The organism is Pseudomonas acericola (SeqCode) (assembly GCF_053456465.1).
Genome location: NZ_JBRFJB010000002.1, coordinates 961,387 through 980,060, shown reverse-complemented (window position 1 = coordinate 980,060; position 18,674 = coordinate 961,387). Strand labels below are relative to the sequence as shown.

16 protein-coding genes are annotated in these 18,674 nt (G+C 61.6%); 6 read left to right on the top strand and 10 right to left on the bottom strand.

Annotated elements, in window-relative coordinates; all coding sequences use genetic code 11:
* Positions 1-9: 9 nt before the first annotated feature.
* From pheA to mtnA, 4 genes are all read right to left on the bottom strand, one after another.
* Positions 10-1,104: a prephenate dehydratase gene (pheA, locus tag ACU688_RS10645; protein WP_003172650.1), complete on the bottom strand. Its 1,095-nt coding sequence runs from the start codon at positions 1,102-1,104 to the stop codon at positions 10-12.
* Positions 1,104-2,189 carry a 3-phosphoserine/phosphohydroxythreonine transaminase gene (serC, locus tag ACU688_RS10640; RefSeq protein WP_448184659.1) on the bottom strand — a complete coding sequence of 362 codons (1,086 nt, stop codon included), beginning with the start codon at positions 2,187-2,189 and terminating at the stop codon, positions 1,104-1,106. Before serC ends, pheA begins: the two co-directional genes overlap by 1 nt.
* 243 nt (positions 2,190-2,432) lie before the next feature.
* A complete protein-coding gene (gene gyrA / locus ACU688_RS10635; RefSeq protein WP_448184658.1) occupies positions 2,433-5,087 on the bottom strand; it encodes a DNA gyrase subunit A in 2,655 nt (884 codons plus the stop codon).
* A gap of 423 nt (positions 5,088-5,510) precedes the next feature.
* Positions 5,511-6,581, bottom strand: a complete 1,071-nt coding sequence (gene mtnA / locus ACU688_RS10630) for an S-methyl-5-thioribose-1-phosphate isomerase (protein WP_448184657.1) — start codon at positions 6,579-6,581, stop codon at positions 5,511-5,513.
* Positions 6,582-6,690: 109 nt separating this feature from the next.
* Here mtnA and ACU688_RS10625 point away from each other — a divergent pair, with 109 nt between their 5' ends.
* From ACU688_RS10625 to ACU688_RS10610, 4 genes are all read left to right on the top strand, one after another.
* The gene (locus tag ACU688_RS10625) at positions 6,691-8,022 is read left to right on the top strand and encodes a TRZ/ATZ family hydrolase (protein ID WP_448184656.1); all 1,332 of its coding nucleotides are present in this window, start codon (positions 6,691-6,693) and stop codon (positions 8,020-8,022) included.
* Between the two features lie 64 nt (positions 8,023-8,086).
* Positions 8,087-8,785, top strand: coding sequence for a bifunctional 2-polyprenyl-6-hydroxyphenol methylase/3-demethylubiquinol 3-O-methyltransferase UbiG (gene ubiG, locus ACU688_RS10620; RefSeq protein ID WP_017734479.1), 699 nt, complete (start codon positions 8,087-8,089; stop codon positions 8,783-8,785).
* Between the two features lie 4 nt (positions 8,786-8,789).
* Positions 8,790-9,461, top strand: a complete 672-nt coding sequence (gene mupP, locus ACU688_RS10615; RefSeq protein WP_026136488.1) for an N-acetylmuramic acid 6-phosphate phosphatase MupP — start codon at positions 8,790-8,792, stop codon at positions 9,459-9,461.
* 178 nt (positions 9,462-9,639) lie between these two features.
* Positions 9,640-10,380, top strand: coding sequence for a YciK family oxidoreductase (locus ACU688_RS10610; RefSeq protein ID WP_016975315.1), 741 nt, complete (start codon positions 9,640-9,642; stop codon positions 10,378-10,380).
* A 138-nt stretch (positions 10,381-10,518) separates the two neighbouring features.
* Here ACU688_RS10610 and ACU688_RS10605 read toward each other — a convergent pair whose 3' ends face one another.
* From ACU688_RS10605 to ACU688_RS10580, 6 genes are read right to left on the bottom strand one after another with little or no spacing between them, the layout of a single operon-like run.
* Positions 10,519-12,033: an ABC transporter substrate-binding protein gene (locus ACU688_RS10605; RefSeq protein WP_448184655.1), complete on the bottom strand. Its 1,515-nt coding sequence runs from the start codon at positions 12,031-12,033 to the stop codon at positions 10,519-10,521.
* Between the two features lie 32 nt (positions 12,034-12,065).
* Positions 12,066-13,037: an ABC transporter ATP-binding protein gene (locus ACU688_RS10600; RefSeq protein WP_448184654.1), complete on the bottom strand. Its 972-nt coding sequence runs from the start codon at positions 13,035-13,037 to the stop codon at positions 12,066-12,068.
* The gene (locus tag ACU688_RS10595) at positions 13,034-13,990 is read right to left on the bottom strand and encodes an ABC transporter ATP-binding protein (protein ID WP_448184653.1); all 957 of its coding nucleotides are present in this window, start codon (positions 13,988-13,990) and stop codon (positions 13,034-13,036) included. Before ACU688_RS10595 ends, ACU688_RS10600 begins: the two co-directional genes overlap by 4 nt.
* The gene (locus tag ACU688_RS10590) at positions 13,987-14,844 is read right to left on the bottom strand and encodes an ABC transporter permease (RefSeq protein WP_448184652.1); all 858 of its coding nucleotides are present in this window, start codon (positions 14,842-14,844) and stop codon (positions 13,987-13,989) included. Before ACU688_RS10590 ends, ACU688_RS10595 begins: the two co-directional genes overlap by 4 nt.
* Entirely contained in the window at positions 14,841-15,788 is a 948-nt protein-coding gene (locus tag ACU688_RS10585; protein ID WP_448184651.1) for an ABC transporter permease, read from the bottom strand. Before ACU688_RS10585 ends, ACU688_RS10590 begins: the two co-directional genes overlap by 4 nt.
* Before the next feature lie 3 nt (positions 15,789-15,791).
* Positions 15,792-16,679 (bottom strand): proline iminopeptidase-family hydrolase, encoded by an 888-nt coding sequence (locus ACU688_RS10580; protein ID WP_448184650.1) that lies wholly within the window; start codon positions 16,677-16,679, stop codon positions 15,792-15,794.
* A gap of 183 nt (positions 16,680-16,862) precedes the next feature.
* Here ACU688_RS10580 and ACU688_RS10575 point away from each other — a divergent pair, with 183 nt between their 5' ends.
* Together ACU688_RS10575 and ACU688_RS10570 are read left to right on the top strand one after the other, a co-directional pair.
* Positions 16,863-17,627: a LuxR family transcriptional regulator gene (locus ACU688_RS10575; RefSeq protein ID WP_017734488.1), complete on the top strand. Its 765-nt coding sequence runs from the start codon at positions 16,863-16,865 to the stop codon at positions 17,625-17,627.
* A gap of 94 nt (positions 17,628-17,721) precedes the next feature.
* Positions 17,722-18,654 (top strand): proline iminopeptidase-family hydrolase, encoded by a 933-nt coding sequence (locus ACU688_RS10570; RefSeq protein WP_448184649.1) that lies wholly within the window; start codon positions 17,722-17,724, stop codon positions 18,652-18,654.
* Positions 18,655-18,674: the final 20 nt, after the last annotated feature.

Sequence of the window (18,674 nt, the reverse complement as noted above, 5' to 3'; positions counted from 1 at the left end):
GTTAACGCCTCACAAAACCGCTTTCGGGTAGGAGCCCAGCACCTTGAGTGCCACCGCTTCCTGACTGATTTTCTCCAGCACACCTTTGACCAGCGGGTCACGGTGATGGCCGATGAAGTCGATAAAGAACACGTAGGTCCATTTACCGCTGCGCGACGGACGGGTCTCGATGCGCGTCAGGTCAATCCCGTTGTCATGGAACGGCACCAGCAGCTCATGCAGCGCGCCGGGCTTGTTGCTCATGGAGACAATGATCGAGGTCTTGTCGTCGCCGGTCGGCGGCACTTCCTGGCTACCGATCATCAGGAAGCGCGTGGAGTTATCCGGACGGTCCTCGATTTTCTCGGCCAGGCGCGTCAGGCCGTACAGGCCCGCTGCCATATCACCGGCGATGGCCGCCGAGTTCCACTCGCCCTTGACCCGCTTGGCCGCTTCGGCATTGCTGGACACCGCCACGCGCTCGACATTCGGGTAGTGCGCATCCAGCCACTTGCGGCACTGGGCCAGGGACTGGGCGTGGGAGTAAATGCGGCTGATGCTGTCGGTCTTGGTGTTTTCACCCACCAACAAGTGGTGGTGGATACGCAGTTCGACTTCGCCGCAAATCACCATGTCGTGCTCAAGGAAGCTGTCCAGGGTGTGGTTGACCGCGCCCTCGGTGGAGTTTTCCACCGGGACCACGCCAAAATTCACCGCACCGGCCGCCACTTCACGGAACACTTCGTCGATCGCCGCCATTGGCTTGCTGATCACTGCGTGACCGAAGTGCTTCATGGCCGCCGCTTGGGTGAAGGTGCCTTCCGGGCCGAGGTAAGCCACTTTCAGCGGCTGCTCCAGGGCCAGGCACGAGGACATGATTTCGCGGAACAACCGCGCCATCTCTTCGTTGCCCAACGGGCCTTTGTTGCGCTCCATCACACGCTTGAGCACCTGGGCCTCACGCTCAGGCCGGTAGAACACCGGCACTTCGCCTTCCGCCAGGGACGCCATCTTCACCCGCGCCACTTCCTGGGCGCACCGCGCGCGCTCACTGATCAGCTCCAGGACCTTCTCGTCCAGGCTGTCAATGCGTACGCGCAGGGCCTTGAGTTCTTGCTCAGACATTAGCCGTGTTCCTTTTCGAACTCCGCCATGTAGGCAACCAGCGCGTTGATCGCGTGGATGTCGACGGCGTTGTAGATGGAGGCGCGCATGCCACCGACCGAACGGTGGCCCTTGAGGTTCAGCAGGCCACGCGCGTCGGCGCCCGCCAGGAACGGCTTGTCCAGGCGGTCGTCAGCCAGGCGGAACGGTACGTTCATCCACGAGCGGTCGCTGAGGTTGATCGGGTTGCTGTACAGGCCGCTGGCGTCGATGAAGTCGTACAGGGTGCGCTTCTTCTCTTCGTTGAGCTTGCCCATGGCGGCGACACCGCCCTGCTCTTTCAGCCACTCGAACACCAGGCCGGACAGGTACCAGGCGAACGCTGGCGGGGTGTTGTACATCGAGCCGTTATCGGCCGCGACCTTGTAGTTGAGCATGGTCGGGCACAGCGAACGGGCGCGACCCAGCAGGTCTTCGCGGATGATGTTGACCAGGATGCCGCTCGGGCCGATGTTCTTCTGCGCGCCGGCGTAGATCATACCGTACTTGGACACATCGATCGGGCGCGAGAGGATGTCCGAGGACATGTCGCACACCAATGGCACGTCACCGACTTCCGGCACCCAGTCGAATTCCAGGCCGCCGATGGTTTCGTTCGCCACGTAGTGCACGTAGGCCGCGTCCTTCGACAGCTTCCACTCGTTCTGACCGGGAATCGCGAAGTAGTCGTAGGGCTTGGCGGTACCGGCGACGTTGACGTTGCCGTAGCGCGAAGCCTCTTCAATGGCCTTCTGCCCCCAGATACCGGTGTCGATATAGTCGGCAGTGCCGTCTTCCGGCAGCAGGTTCAGTGGAATCTGCGCGAACTGCTGGCTGGCGCCGCCTTGCAGGAACAGCACTTTGTAGTCTGATGGGATGTCCAGCAAGTCGCGCAGATCCTGCTCGGCCTTGTTGGCAATGGACACGAACTCATCACTGCGATGGCTCATTTCCATCACAGAGAGGCCTTTTCCATGCCAGTCGAGGAGTTCACCCTGCGCACGCTGCAGGACTGCTTCAGGAAGCGCCGCGGGACCGGCACAGAAGTTATAGGCTCTCTTGCTCACATCCAATCTCACTCTGATCTGGTGGGGCTGCAATCATGTTCGGCAACACCCTTTCCCTGGAGCGAACCCTTGTGGGAGCTGGCTTGCCTGCGATAAGGGCACCTCGGTATCGCATTGATACCGCGGCGCTGCCATCGCAGGCAAGCCAGCTCCCACATTGACCGCGTCCAGCCAAAGGACGTGTTATTTCATAAGGGACAAACAACAAGGGGGCGAATCTTCATCCGCCCCCTGTGTGTCCGCTTATTCCTGCGGTTCTTCTTCGTCTGCGGCAGCGTCGAGGGTTGGCTCGTCAACGTTGTCATCGCCGCTTGCGATCACCTCGCCGTCAAACTCTTCACCTTCCAGCTCCTCGCCTTCGACTTCCGATGGCTCCTGGACTCGCTCCAGGCCAACCAAGGTTTCGTCGCTGGCCAGCTTGATCAGCGTCACGCCCTGGGTGTTACGGCCCAGGCTCGACACTTCAGCCACACGGGTACGTACCAGGGTGCCCTGGTCGGAAATCAGCATGATTTCCTCGCCATCGAGCACCTGGACCGCACCGACCAGACGGCCGTTCCGGTCGTTGCTGACCATGGCGATCACGCCTTGGCCGCCACGCTTGTACTCCGGGAACTCGCTGATGGCAGTACGCTTGCCATAACCACGCGCCGAAGCGGTGAGGATCTGGCTGCCTTCTTCCGGGATCAGCATCGAAATCAGCTTTTGCCCTTCTGGCAGGCGCATGCCGCGCACACCGCGGGCGGTGCGGCCCATGGCGCGAACGTCGGATTCCTTGAAGCGGGTTACCTTGCCGCCGTCGGAGAACAGCATGACTTCACGCTCGCCATCGGTGATGGCGGCGGAGATCAGTACGTCACCTTCATCCAGCTCCAGGGCGATCAGGCCCACGCTGCGCTGGCGGCTGAAGGATTCCAGCGGGGTCTTCTTGACGGTGCCTTTGGCGGTCGCCATGAAGATGAAGTGACCTTCGGTGTATTCCTCGACCGGCAGCATGGTGGTGATGTATTCATCACTGTCCAGCGGCAGCAGGTTGACCAGCGGACGACCACGGGCGGCACGGGAGGCTTCCGGGATCTCGTAGGTCTTGAGCCAGTACACCTTGCCTTTGCTGGAGAACAGCAGCAGCGTGGTGTGGCTGTTGGCCACGAGCAGGTGAGCGATGTAGTCCTCGTCCTTCACGCCAGTAGCCGATTTACCTTTACCACCACGACGCTGAGCCTGATACGCAGCCAGCGGCTGGGTCTTGGCGTAGCCACCGTGGGAGATGGTCACGACGCGCTCTTCTTCCGGGATCATGTCACCCAGGGTCAAGTCGAGGCGGGCATCAAGGATCTCGGTGCGACGCACGTCGCCGTATTCGGCGCGGATCACTTCCAGTTCTTCGCGGATCACTTCCATCAGGCGCACGGCGCTGCTGAGGATGCGGATCAACTCGCCAATCTGGTTGAGGATTTCCTGGTACTCGGCCAGCAGCTTCTCGTGCTCCAGGCCGGTCAGGCGGTGCAGACGCAGCTCCAGGATGGCCTGGGCCTGCTCCGGCGACAGGAAGTACTTGCCTTCACGCAGACCGTATTGTGGGTCCAGGGTCTCTGGACGGCACGAGTCGGCACCGGCACGTTCAACCATCGCCACCACGGCGCTGGATTCCCAAGGCGTGCTGATCAGCGCCTCCTTGGCTTCCGACGGGGTTGGCGAGGCCTTGATCAGGGCGATTACCGGGTCGATGTTCGACAACGCAACGGCCTGGCCTTCCAGGATGTGGCCGCGTTCGCGGGCCTTGCGCAGTTCGAACACGGTACGACGGGTAACCACTTCGCGGCGGTGACGCACGAAGGCTTCCAGCAGATCCTTGAGGTTCAGGATGCGCGGGCGGCCGTCGATCAGTGCTACCACGTTGATACCAAACACGCTTTGCAGCTGGGTCTGGGCGTAGAGGTTGTTGAGGATCACCTCCGGCACTTCGCCACGACGCAGCTCGATCACTACGCGCATACCGTCTTTGTCAGACTCGTCGCGCAGCTCGGTGATGCCTTCCAGCTTCTTCTCTTTGACCAGCTCGGCGATCTTCTCGATCAGGCGCGCCTTGTTCAGTTGGTAAGGCAGTTCGGTGATGACGATCTGCTGGCGGCCACCGACCTTGTCGATGTCTTCGATCATCGAGCGGGCGCGCATGTAAATGCGGCCACGACCGGTGCGGTAGGCTTCGATGATGCCGGCGCGACCGTTGATGATCGCGGCGGTCGGGAAGTCCGGACCCGGGATGTATTGCATCAGTTCATCGACGGTCAGCTCAGGGTTGTCGATGAGGGCCAGGCAACCGTCGATGACTTCACCGAGGTTGTGCGGCGGGATGTTGGTCGCCATGCCCACGGCGATACCGCTGGAACCGTTGACCAGCAGGTTGGGAATACGGGTTGGCATGACAGCCGGGATCATTTCGGTGCCGTCGTAGTTCGGCACCCAGTCCACGGTTTCTTTGTGCAGGTCAGCCAGCAGCTCGTGCGCCAGCTTAGTCATACGCACTTCGGTGTATCGCATGGCCGCGGCGTTGTCGCCGTCGACCGAACCGAAGTTGCCCTGGCCGTCTACCAGCAGGTAGCGCAGGGAAAACGGCTGCGCCATCCGAACGATGGTGTCGTACACCGCAGTGTCGCCGTGAGGGTGATACTTACCGATCACGTCACCGACAACACGGGCAGATTTCTTGTACGGCTTGTTCCAGTCGTTACCCAGCTCGCTCATCGCGAACAGCACACGCCGGTGCACGGGCTTCAAGCCATCGCGCGCATCAGGCAGTGCCCGACCGACAATTACGCTCATCGCGTAGTCGAGGTAGGACTGTTTCAGCTCGTCTTCGATATTGACCGGGAGGATTTCTTTGGCCAGTTCGCCCATGAGAAGCCTGATTCCTTTTTCGGGTGAAACCTCGTCACATCCATATGGGACGAACGAAGCTCGCCGCTGCCGGCACGGTGCCTGACAACGACTTACGACAAATCAACGAGTTATGACACGGATCTGCACGTTATAGGCAACCCCTCGGGGCGGCCTTGGAAACCGCCGGATGTTATCACAATCGCCGCCACGCACCTATCCCCCAGATGCGCATGGAGCATAGTTAGTTGACGGGTGACAGGCTTGAGGGGGACGAGAGGGGCTTAGAGAAGCGTTGAGGCTATTTTTTGTGGGCAGATCCGAGGGTTTTGTTGACTTTGAGGGCCAATCGCAGGCAAGCCAGCTCCCACAATTCAATCGGCGTACACCGTCAGTGTGGGAGCTGGCTTGCCTGCGATGGCCATTTCACAGACGCCAAAGCCCTCAATGCAGACGCTTACGGCACATCAACTTGGCCATCTTGGCCACATCCGGCCGCTCGACAATACCCTTTTCCGTGACGATCACGTCGATCAGATCCGCAGGCGTCACGTCGAACACCGGGTTGAACGCATCCACCCCCAAGCGCTGCCCGACAATCTCCAGCAACTCGCCCGGATCACGCTCCTCCAACGCGACGTCATCGCCCGTCGCCAGCATCAAATCAACGGTCGAACTCGGCGCCACCACCATAAAGCGCACGCCATGGTGCATGGCGCACACGGCAAGCTGATAAGTGCCGATCTTGCTGATCACATCGCCATTGGCGGTAATGCAATCGGCACCGACGATCACCCAGGTCACGCCTTTGGTCTTGAGGATATGCGCGCCCGCCGAGTCGGCATTCACCGTCACCGGGATGCCCTCGCCCGCCAGTTCCCAGGCGGTGAGCCGCGAGCCTTGCAGCCAGGGCCGGGTCTCGTTGGCGTAGACCTGCTCGACCATGCCTTCCAGGAAGGCCGCGCGGATCACCCCGAGCGCCGTACCCACACCGCCGGTGGCCAAGGCGCCGGCATTGCCATGGGTCAGGATCGCCTGGGCGTTGCCCTGGTGCTTGCGGATCAGCTCGACGCCGAGCTGGGCCATGTTCAAGTTGGCTTCCCGATCACTTTCGTGGATCGCAATGGCCTCGGCTTCCAGCACCGCCACCGGATCGGCGTGCTTCTTGAGCCGATCCAGACGGTCGCGCATGCGTTTCAAGGCCCAGAACAGGTTCGACGCGGTGGGACGGCTTTCTGCCAACAGTGCGTAGTCTTCTTCCCACGCAGCCTGCCAGTCACCGCCCTCGGCGATACGTTCACGGGCCGCGAGCACCAAGCCATAGGCGGCGCTGATGCCGATGGCCGGCGCGCCGCGCACGACCATGGTGCGAATCGCTGCGGCCACGGCCTCGACCGTGGAGCACGCCACCCAGCTTTCCCGGGACGGCAAGGCACGCTGATCGAGCAGGTACAGCGCGCCATCACGCCAATCGATGGCCTTCACTTTCTCCGCAGCCAACAGTCGATCGCGCATCCCTTACTCCGCACTCATGAACAAAAGCCGCCGATTATAGCGATCCGCCAGCCAGGACGCTCGGGTATACTTCGGCCTTCTTTTATAGCTGCCTGGGAAGAAGCCCGCGATGACCGCCACTGCCGCCCCGCTCGACTTGGTGTTGCTGCCCACCTGGCTGGTGCCCGTCGAACCTGCCGGCGTGGTGCTCAAGGAACATGGCGTGGGCATCCGCGATGGGCGCATTGCCTTTATTGGCCCACGGGCGGCGGCGTTGAAACTGGCGGCCACCGAGGTCCGCGAGTTGCCGGGCATGCTGCTCAGCCCGGGCCTGGTCAACGCCCACGGGCATGCGGCGATGAGCCTGTTTCGCGGCCTGGCCGATGATTTGCCGCTGATGACCTGGCTGGAAAAACACATCTGGCCCGCCGAAGCCCAGTGGGTCGATGAAGCTTTCGTGCGCGACGGCACCGACCTGGCCATCGCCGAGCAGCTCAAGGGTGGCATCACCTGTTTCTCGGACATGTACTTCTACCCCAAGGTCGCCAGTGACTGCGTGCACAACAGCGGCATGCGTGCGCAAATCGCGATTCCGATCCTCGACTTCCCGATTCCCGGCGCCAGCAGCGCCGACGAGGCCATCCGCCAGGGTGTCGAGTTGTTCGGCGACCTCAAGCACCACCCGCGCATCAAGATCACCTTCGGTCCCCACGCGCCGTACACCGTGTGCGATGCCAACCTGGAAAAAATCCGCGTGATCGCCGAAGAGCTGGACGCCGCGATCCACATGCACGTTCACGAAACCGCCTTCGAAGTGCAGCAAGCCGTCGAACAGACCGGCGAGCGCCCGCTCGCGCGCCTGGGCCGTCTCGGGCTGTTGGGCCCGCGCTTCCAGGCCGTTCATATGACCCAAATCAGCGAGGATGACCTGGCTTTGCTGGTAGAAAGCAACACCAGCGTGGTCCACTGCCCGGAATCCAACCTGAAACTGGCCAGCGGCTTCTGCCCGGTAGAACGCCTGTGGCAGGCTGGCGTCAATGTGGCCATCGGCACCGATGGCGCCGCCAGCAACAATGACCTCGACCTGCTGGGCGAAACCCGCACGGCAGCGATGCTGGCCAAGGCCGTCGCCGGTTCGGCCACCGCGCTGGATGCCCACCGCGCCCTGCGCATGGCCACCCTCAATGGCGCGCGTGCCATGGGCCTGGAAAGCGAGATTGGCTCGTTGGAAGTCGGCAAGGCGGCGGATATGGTCGCCTTTGATCTGTCGGGACTGGCGCAACAACCGGTCTACGATCCAGTCTCACAGCTTATATATGCCACCGGACGGGATTGCGTGAAACACCTTTGGGTCGCCGGCAAGCAATTGCTCGACGACCGGCAATTGACCCGCATGGATGAACAGCAACTGACCGCCACGGCCATGGCCTGGGGCAAGCGCATCAGCGGGCACCACGAATAACGCCGGCCTTGAAGCCGTACGATCAAGACCGACAAACCGATTTATCAGATTTAGAGGATGCACCATGAGCAACGTCGACCACGCCGAAATCGCCAAATTCGAAGCCCTGGCTCACCGCTGGTGGGACCGCGAAAGCGAGTTCAAGCCCCTGCACGACATCAACCCGCTGCGGGTCAACTGGATTGACGAACGCGTCAACCTGGCCGGCAAGAAGGTGCTGGACGTCGGCTGCGGCGGCGGCATCCTCAGCGAAGCCATGGCCCAGCGCGGCGCCACGGTGATGGGTATCGACATGGGCGAGGCGCCACTGGCCGTGGCCCAACTGCATCAGCTGGAATCCGGCGTAAACGTCGAATACCGCCAGATCACCGCCGAAGACCTCGCCGAAGAAATGCCCGAGCAGTTCGACGTGGTCACCTGCCTGGAAATGCTGGAACACGTGCCGGACCCGTCCTCGGTGATCCGCGCCTGCTTCCGCATGGTCAAGCCGGGCGGCCAGGTGTTCTTCTCCACCATCAACCGCAATCCCAAGGCCTACCTGTTCGCGATCATCGGCGCCGAATACATCATGAAGCTGCTGCCGCGTGGCACCCATGACTTCAAGAAGTTTATCCGCCCGTCCGAGCTGGGCGCCTGGAGCCGCCAGGCCGGGCTGACCGTCAAGGACATCATCGGCCTGACCTACAACCCGCTGACCAAGCACTACAAGCTGGCCAGCGACGTTGACGTCAACTACATGATCCAGACCCTGCGCGAGGAGTAAGCCTGTGAAGTTGCGAGCGGTTCTCTTCGATATGGACGGTACGCTGCTGGACACCGCGCCGGACTTTATCGCCATCTGCCAGGCCATGCGCGCCGACCGTGGCCTGGCGCCGATCAACGATGCACACATCCGCGATGAAATCTCCGGCGGTGCGCGGGCGATGGTCGCCGTGACCTTTTCGATGGACCCGGAGTCCCCGGGCTTTGAAGAGTTGCGCCTGGAGTTCCTGGAGCGTTACCTCAAGGGTTGCGCGGTGCACAGCAAACTGTTCGACGGCATGGCCGAACTGCTGGCGGACATCGAAAAGTCCAAGCTGGTCTGGGGCGTGGTCACCAACAAGCCGCTGCGCTTTGCCGAACCGATCATGCAGCAACTGGGCCTGGCCGAGCGCTCGGCGCTGCTGATCTGCCCGGACCACGTGAAAAACAGCAAGCCAGACCCTGAGCCGATGATCCTGGCGTGCAAGATGCTCGACCTGGACCCGGCCAGCGTGTTGTTCGTGGGCGATGACCTGCGCGATATCGAGTCTGGCCGCGATGCCGGCACCCGCACCGCTGCGGTGACCTACGGCTATATCCACCCGGACGACAACCCACGCAACTGGGGCGCCGATGTGGTGGTGGACCATCCGCTGGAACTGCGCAAGGTGCTGGATAACGCGCTGTGCAGTTGCTGATAGGAAGAGCTTGTGGCTGATGCGCCTTTGTGGCGAGGGAGCTTGCTCCCGCAGGAGTGCGAAGCGCTCCCAAGCTTTTGGGGCCGCTGCGCAGCCCAGCGGGAGCAAGCTCCCTCGCCACAAAAGCCCGGTTGCGATCAATCACATGGATTTACTGTGAATTTTGTCGAGGCTATTTATGTTTGATTACTCTGCTCGTCCAGAACTGCTCAAAGGCCGGGTGATCCTGGTCACCGGCGCCGGTCGCGGGATTGGCGCGGCGGCGGCAAAAACCTACGCCGCCCACGGCGCCACCGTGCTCTTGCTGGGCAAGACCGAAGCCAACCTGGCCCAGGTGTATGACGAAATCGAAGCGGCCGGCCAACCTCAGCCGGTGGTGATCCCTTTCAACCTGGAGACCGCCCTGCCCCATCAATACGATGAGCTGGCAGCGATGATCGAAAAAGAATTCGGCCACCTCGACGGCCTGCTGCACAACGCCTCGATCATCGGCCCACGTACGCCGATCGAACAGTTGTCCGGTGAGAACTTCATGCGCGTGATGCACGTGAACGTCAACGCGATGTTCATGCTGACCAGCACCTTGCTGCCACTGCTCAAGCTGTCCCAGGATGCGTCGGTGGTATTTACCTCCAGCAGCGTCGGGCGCAAGGGGCGGGCGTATTGGGGGGCTTATGGCGTGTCGAAATTTGCCACTGAGGGTTTGATGCAGACCTTGGCCGATGAGCTTGAGGATGTGGCAGCGGTACGCTCCAACAGCATCAACCCAGGCGGCACACGCACCAGCATGCGGGCCCAGGCGTACCCGGGGGAGAACCCGATGGAGCGGCCGGCGCCGGAAGAGATCATGCCGGTGTACCTGTACCTGATGGGGCCGGACAGTGCGGGTATCAACGGCCAGGCGTTTGACGCGCAATAATTCCTGAAATAGCGCAAACCTAATGTGGGAGCTGGTTTGCCTGCGATTGCGGTCTGTCAGTTGGCATTTCTGGCGACTGACGCTCCGCGATCGCAGGCAAGCCAGCTCCCACAGTTGATCTATGTTGTCGGTAAGGACTTAGTTTTTCACGACTTCTTCAAGGGTGAAACGACCCAATGGGTTTTGCAGGAAGTTGCTCACATTCTTGCGTGAGATGTTGATGTACGGGCTGTAGTACAAGTCAATCCAGTTCACGTCCTGCTTCGCCAGCTTCTGCAACTCCACGTACATCTGCTCACGCTTGACCGGGTCGGCCTCGATCCGTGCGGCCGCCACCAGGTCCTTGACCTTGTCGTTCTTGTAACGGGTCATGTAGTTCTGGTTGGTGTCGTGACCCAGCACGAAGGTGGTTTTCTGGTCCGGGTCGAGGATGTCGTTGGTCCAGTACATCACCGAAATATCGTACTCACCATCCACCAGCATCTGCCAGCTTTGGGTCGGGTCGACCTTTTGCAGGTTTGCGGTCACGCCGACCTTGGCCAACTGGTCCTTGATGATCACGGCGATCTGCTCGTCGGCTTCGTTGCCGGCGTTGACCACGTAGTTGAGTTTCAAGTCCTTGGCGCCGGCATCGGCCAGCAGTTTCTTGGCGGCCGTCGGGTCATACGGGCGTTGCAAGTTGTTGGCGTAGTGGAACAGCGAGCCTTTAGGAATGTAGGAATACGCCACCGTGCCTTGACCGTAAGTGGCGGTCTTCACCAGCGATTGTTTATCGATGGCCATGTCCAGCGCCTCACGCACTTCCTTTTTGGCCAGCAGGCCGTGGGCGTGATTGATCAGCAGGTGATCTTCGCGGGTGGACGGGTCGGAGTGGATCACCACGTTCTTGTCTTTCTTCAACTCTTCAACGCGGGAGAACGGCACGAAGATCGCCGTGTCCAGTTCGTTGTTCTGCACCATGCGCATGCGCGTGTTGTCGTCGGTCACGGAGACCCACTCTACGCCGTCCAGGCTGACGTTCTTGGCCTGCCAGAAGTTCGGGTTCTTCTTCAGGATCACACGGTCACCCTTGCGCCACTCGTCCACGGTGAACGCACCGGAGGTCACCGGGTTTTCCGAGTAGGCGTCTTCGCCCATCTTGGTCATGGCTTTTTCCGACAGAATCGACACCGTCGGCGACGCCAGTTGCGAGAGGAAGGCTACGGCAGGCGTCTTGAGGGTGACCACCAGGGTCTTCGGATCGGCCGCCTTGGCCGTGTCGATCAGACTGAACGGGTCGCTCCACAGCGAGGCCTTGTTGTCACGGATGCGCAACAGGCTGAACGCCGCGTCATCGGCGCTGATCGCCGAGCCATCGGAGAACTTCGCATCGCGCAGCTTGAAGGTGTAGGTCAGGCCGTCCTTGGAAATCTCCCAGCTTTCTGCCAGCCCCGGCTCCATCTTGGTGCCCAGGTTGTCCACGCGCACCAGAGTGTCGTACACGTTGGCGAATACCCAGGTGTCACGATTTTGCGCGCTTTTGATCGGGTCGAACGTGGTGCTGTCTTCACGGCAGCCGATGGTCAGCACACCAGCAGCTTGCGCCAAGCCGGCAGTGAGGGACCAGGCGGTCAATGTGGCGGCGGCGAGCAACTTCAAATGACGCGATTGCATATCACAACTCCTTGTTAATGAATGGCAGAGGGTTAAAGCAACGGTTCTTCAAGCACGCAACTGTACCGATGCTCGTGCAGGAAATGGGTAGGCGGCAACACCACGGAACACATGGTTCGCGCATGCCGGCAACGTGGGTGAAAGGCGCAGCCGGTAGGCAGGTTCAGCGGGCTAGGTGGCTCACCAGGCAAAGGTTCTGTAGGCAACGGCCTAAGCGGATCGATCTCGGGAATCGCCTCGATCAACGCCGCCGTATACGGATGACGCGGCGACGTGAAGACCGCTTCCACCGGCCCTTCCTCGACGATCTTGCCCAGGTACATCACCGCCACGCGGTCGCACAGACGGCGCACGATGGCCAGGTCATGGGCGATAAACAGGATCGCCAGGTTCATGCGCTGTTGAAGTTCCAGCAACAGGTTGATGATCTGGCCCTGGATCGACACGTCCAGCGCCGCCACGCACTCATCGGCGATGATCAGGCGTGGCTCCACCGCCAATGCGCGGGCGATACCCACGCGCTGGCACTGGCCGCCGCTGAGGGAGCCGGGCTTGCGGCTGGCCAACTCGGGGCGCAGGCCGACCAGGTCGAGCAGCTCATCGACGCGGCGCGGGATCTGGTCCGGCGTGACCTTGCGCTGCACCCGCAGCACTTCGGCGATGGTTTCGCCGATGGTCTGTCGCGGGTTCAGTGCAGCATAAGGGTCCTGGAAGATCATCGCGGTTTCGTGACGCAGGCGGGCAATATCGATGGGGCTGCCGTGAGCCATGTCGATGCCATCGAACAGCACCTGCCCGGCGCTGATCGGATTGAGGTGCAGAATCGCCCGACCCAGGGTGCTCTTGCCACTGCCGGACTCGCCGACCAAGCCCAGGGTTTCCCCCGCCGCCAGGCTCAGCGAAACACCGTTCACCGCCCTCACCCACTGCTTGTTCAACCCCAGGAAACCGCTGCCGGACGCGGCAAACTTCACCTCCAGGTCCTTGATCTGCAACAGGCTCATGAGTGCGCTCCCAACGGGTAATGACAGGCCACGCGCACGCCTTGCGGCACGTGCTCAGTACACAAGGCGCCCACCTGCGGGCAGCGCGGATTGAAGCGGCAACCGGCGGGCAGCGCATCCAGCAGCGGCGGCTGCCCGGCGATGGTACGCAGCAACGCGTGGCCGCTGCTGTGGGCCGGTTGACAAGCGATCAGGCCGGCGGTGTACGGGTGTTGCGGGCGCGCCAACAAGTCGTACTTGCTGCCCTGTTCACACAGGCGCCCGGCGTACATCACCGCGATGGAATCACAGGTCTGCGCCACCACGCCAAGGTCATGGGTGATCATGATGATCGACAGGCCGCGCCGGTCGCGCAGGTCCAACAGCAAGCGCAGGATTTGTGCTTGCACGGTCACATCCAGGGCGGTGGTCGGTTCGTCGGCGATCAACACTTTCGGGTTGCAGCCCAAGGCGACGGCAATCATCGCGCGCTGGCGCATGCCCCCGGAAAATTCGTGGGGATAGTTGTCGACCCGCGCCTGGGGATCGGGAATGCCGACCTGGCGCAGCACCTCGATGGCTTGCCGGCGCGCGTCTTTTTTCGACGCGCCCTGGTGCAGGCGAATGCCCTCGGCAATCTGCTCGCCGATGCGCATCAGCGGGTCGAGGTGGCTGCTGGGGTTCTGGAAGATCATGCCCAACTGACCACCGCGTACGGCGCGCATGCCGGCATCGTCCAGCGCCAACAACTCCTGGCCGGCCAGCCGCACGGCACCGCCCTGCACCCGCAGGTTCGGCGACGGCAACAGGCGCATCAGCCCGCGACAGGCCATGGTCTTGCCCGAGCCGCTTTCGCCCACCAGCCCGAGGATTTCGCCTTCGGCCAGGTTGAAGGAAACACGGTCCACCAGCGTCACATCGCGCCCGGCGTTGTTGGCAATCACGCTCAGGTCTTGCACCTGCAACAGGCTCATGAGCGGTCCCCCAACACTTGCGCGACACCGTCGGCCAGCAGGCTGAAACCCATGGCCAGGGTGACGATGGCCAGGCCCGGGAATGTACAGATCCACCAGGCCGTGGTGATAAACGCCTGCCCTTCGGCGACCATCGTGCCCCACTCGGCAGTCGGCGGTTGCACCCCCAGCCCCAGGTAACTCACGGCGGCGCCGTTGAGCAGCACCAACACCGCATCCGACATGGAAAACACAATGGAGCCAAACATCGCATTCGGCAGCAAATGACGGAACAGAATGCGCCCATGGCCAAAACCCAGGCTCTTGGCGGCCAGGGCAAAGTCGCTTTCCTTGAGCACCAGGATCTGCGAGCGGATCAACCGCGCATATGACACCCAACCCACCAGCGCCATGGCGATATAAAAGCTCTGCAAGCCCGGCCCGAGGATGGCCATGATCGCCAGCATCAACACCAGGAACGGGAACGCCAGGATCACGTCGATCACACGCATGCAGAAGCTGTCGAAACGCCCGCCGATGTAACCGGAGACCGCACCGACAAAGGTGCCGATCATGAACGGGAAAATCACCCCAACGATGGCCAGTTGCAGGTCGATACGCGCGCCCCAGATCACCCTGGAAAGAATGTCACGGCCGTAGTTATCAGTGCCGAAAGGATGGGCCAGGCTGGGGCTCAGCAAACTGAACTCAGTGTTCTGCGCAATCGGGTCATAGGGGGCGATCCACGGCGCAAACAGCGCCAGGGCAAACCACACCAACAGGATCAACAGGCCCCACGCGGCGGTCAGCCGGCCATTGCGAAACCCAAAGCGCAGGCGCAAGCGCCACGGGGCAATCAACGGGCGGCTGCTCATTGCATCTTCACCCGTGGGTCGAGGGCCGCCGTGACCACGTCGGCGGCAAAGTTGACCATTACCGTCGCACACGCCAGCACCATGGCCACGCCCTGCACCACCATGTAGTCGCGGGTAAAGATGCCGCGCACCAGCAATTGGCCGATGCCGGGGATCGCAAACAGGCTTTCGATCACCACCGTGCCGCTGATCAGCCAGCCGATATTCACCGCCAGCAGGTTGACCGCCGGCACCAGGGAATTGGGCAACACATGACGGCGAAACACCGCCGCTTCCGACAACCCGCGCGCCCGCGCAGCGGTGACGTGATCGGCCTGCAACTCCATCAACATGCTCGCCCGCAGGTTGCGCACCAGCACCGCCGACAGCGCCAGGGCAATGGTCAGGCACGGCAAGACCATGTGATGCGCCTTGTCGAGAAAGGTGCGGCCGTAGCCAGACACCGGAAACAAGCCCCACTTCACACTCAGCAGCAGGATCAGCATCAAGCCCAGCCAAAACGCCGGCATGCCTAGGCCGACCGTGGTGAATACACGGATCAGGTTATCCACCCAGCCACCCTTGTTGCGCGCCGCCAGGGTGGCGAGCGGCACCGCGATCAACAGCGCCAGCAGAACGCTGCCGAGCACCAGCACCAGGGTCGGTTCGATGCGGGTGACGATCAGCTTCAGGGCATCGACCTTGTACAACAGCGATTGGCCAAGATCGCCCTTGAGCAGGTTTTTCAGAAAGTAGAAATATTGCAGCCACAACGGCTGGTCGAGGCCGTACTGGGCGCGGATTTTCAGCAGCGCGTCCGGTGTGCTGCGCGAGCCCAGCAAGGCCCGCGCCGGATCGCCGGGGATCGAGCGCACGAGGATAAAGGTGATCAGGCTGATGCCAAACAACACCGGCAGCAATTGCAGCGGCCGGGACAGCACAAAACGGTAGCGCGCCAGGTTCATCCGTCAGCCTCGGTGACGAGCGAGGAAGTCCAGCAACACCGGGAAATAGGCCAGGGGTTCTTCGTAAAACGGCATATGGCTGCTGTTGGGAAATACGTGCAGCTCGGCGTGCTTGACCGCCATCTTCATGCGCATCGCACAGGCCGGGGTGAGTTCGTCGTGCTGGCCGGTGGTGATCAGCGTGGGCATCTTGAAGTCGGCCATCTCGGGGATGCGGTTCCAGTCCTTGAGGTTGCCGACATAAAGGAATTCGTTGGGGCCTTGCATGGTTTCGTAAGGGCCCATGTTCCAGTCGCCGAGGGAGCGCTTGACTGGCTCGGGCCATTCGTCGAGGCGGCACACGTGGCGATAGTTGAGCAAGGTGATGGCGGCCTGGTACTGCGGATGGTCGAGGGTGCCCATGGCTTCGTGGCGCTGCATCATGGCCACGGTTTCACTGCCGAGGGCGCCGCGCAGGCGTTCGAGTTCCTGGGACAGGTGCGGAATGTCGCCGACGGTGTTTTCGAGGATCAGGCTTTTCAGCGCATCGGGGTAATGGATGGCGTATTCGATGCCGAGCCAGCCGCCCCAGGAATGCCCGAGCAGATGCACGCGCCCCAGATTCAGGGTTTGGCGCACGGTTTCGACTTCTTCGACATAACGGCGGATTTCCCACAGGGAAACATCGGTCGGTCTGGCTGATGCGCCGGTGCCAAGCTGGTCGAATGCAACCACTCGCAGGTTATGGTCCTTGAGCCAGCCATGGGCGTCGCGCAAGTAGTCACACGGCAGGCCCGGGCCGCCGTTGAGGCACAAGAGCACCTCATCGCCTTCGCCGAAGCTGTAGACCACGAGGTTATGGCCGTCGACTTGCACGTTGTACTGCTGGTCGGGGGCAATTTCACGCCACATGCATACATTCCTTGTGTGGTTTCGGCCTGGCTGGCAGCGGCCGTTGATCAGGCCAACACTACCGAGGATGCCGTGCGTCCATAACCTAGTATTTCTTATAGGTTTGGCCTGGCAGTCCTTCGCCGGGGCGTGGCATTCTACTTGCCGCAAGTCGAGATTCAAATGAATTCGGGAGCAGAACGGATGCTGGCCAAGCTTACTGCCTTCAATAACCGTCTGATGCCGGGCAGGAGCCTGGACGAACAGATGGACAACACCTTTATCCTCGCCCAACAGTTGGGTTTTGATGCACTGGTGTATGACTACACCCCGGTGCCCATCGACCATGACGGCGCCTTGATCACCCCTTCGGTACTGGAACTGCGCAACACGCCGCCCGACTGGCACGCGTTGTGGTGTGGCGAAGGCTTCTACCAGATCGACCCGGTACAGCACCTGGCCTTGAGCACGGTATCGCCATTTGTCTGGTCCTACGAGGCTAAAGCCCAGACGGCGCTGCAAAAAATCATCGACCCCTGTCACGCCCCTGTTTCTTCGTACCTGCACGAACGCCAACTGACGTGCGGCGTCAGTGTGCCCATCCACCTGCCACGCGGCGGCTTCGCCTCGTTGACCGGCTTGCGCATCGGCAAGGCCCGCAGTGTGTTGCAGGATGCGCAGCAGACCCTGGCGGATTTCAGCCTGATCACCCACGCCTTGCAGGAAGCGGCCTACCCGCTATTCAGCAAAGAGCTACGCACTTACCCGCATATCCACCTGACCAAACGCGAACGCGAATGCCTGAAATGGGCCGCCGACGGCCTAACCGCCGCCGAAATCGCCACGCAATTGAGCCGCTCACTGGCGGTGGTCACCCTGCACCTGGCTTCGGCGATGCACAAGCTGGGGGCCAAGAACCGCGTACAAGCGGTGGTGCGCGCCACCCATTACCGCCTGCTGGAAGATTGACCAATGGGTAAAACCTAGCTGTTTTGCTAGTTACCTAAATCTGGCGTGCCGACTATCGTGTCCCTGATCCTTTTTCCAAAGAGCAGGGTACGAAATGGAATTCATCGAACAGATCCGCGAAGGGTATGCGGCCTTTGGCGCCTACCAAACCTGGTACCGCGTCACCGGCGACCTGTCCACCGGCCGCACGCCGCTGGTGATCATCCACGGCGGCCCCGGCTGCACCCATGACTATGTCGACGCCTTCAAGGACGTCGCCGCCAGCGGCCATGCCGTGATCCATTACGATCAACTGGGCAACGGCCGCTCCACCCATTTGCCGGATAAAGACCCGTCGTTCTGGACCGTCGATCTGTTCCTCGACGAGCTGGACAACCTGCTGGACCACCTGAACATCCGCGATAACTACGCGATCCTCGGCCAGTCCTGGGGCGGCATGCTCGGCAGCGAACATGCGATCCGCCAGCCCAAGGGGCTGCGCGCGTTTATCCCGGCCAACTCGCCGACGTGCATGCGCACCTGGGTCAGCGAAGCCAACCGCCTGCGTAAGTTATTGCCCGAAGGCGTGCACGAAACCCTGCTCAAGCATGAAGCCGCCGGCACCTATCAAGACCCGGAATACCTCGCCGCCTCGCGGATTTTCTATGACCAGCACGTGTGCCGCGTCAATCCGTGGCCGGAAGAAGTCGCGCGAACCTTTGCCCAAGTCGACTCGGACCCCACGGTGTACCACGCCATGAGCGGCCCGACCGAGTTCCACGTGATCGGCAGCTTGAAGGATTGGAAATCGATTGGCCGGTTGTCGGCGATCAATGTGCCGACCCTGGTGATCTCCGGGCGGCATGACGAGGCCACGCCATTGGTGGTCAAGCCGTTCCTGGATGAGATCGCGAATGTGCGCTGGGCGCTGTTTGAAGACTCCAGCCACATGCCCCATGTCGAAGAGCGCCAAGCGTGCATGGGCACTGTGGTGAAGTTTTTGGACGAGGCGTGTTCGGTACCGTACCCAAAGCTTAAAGCTGGCTAAATTAATAGGTGGGAGCTGGC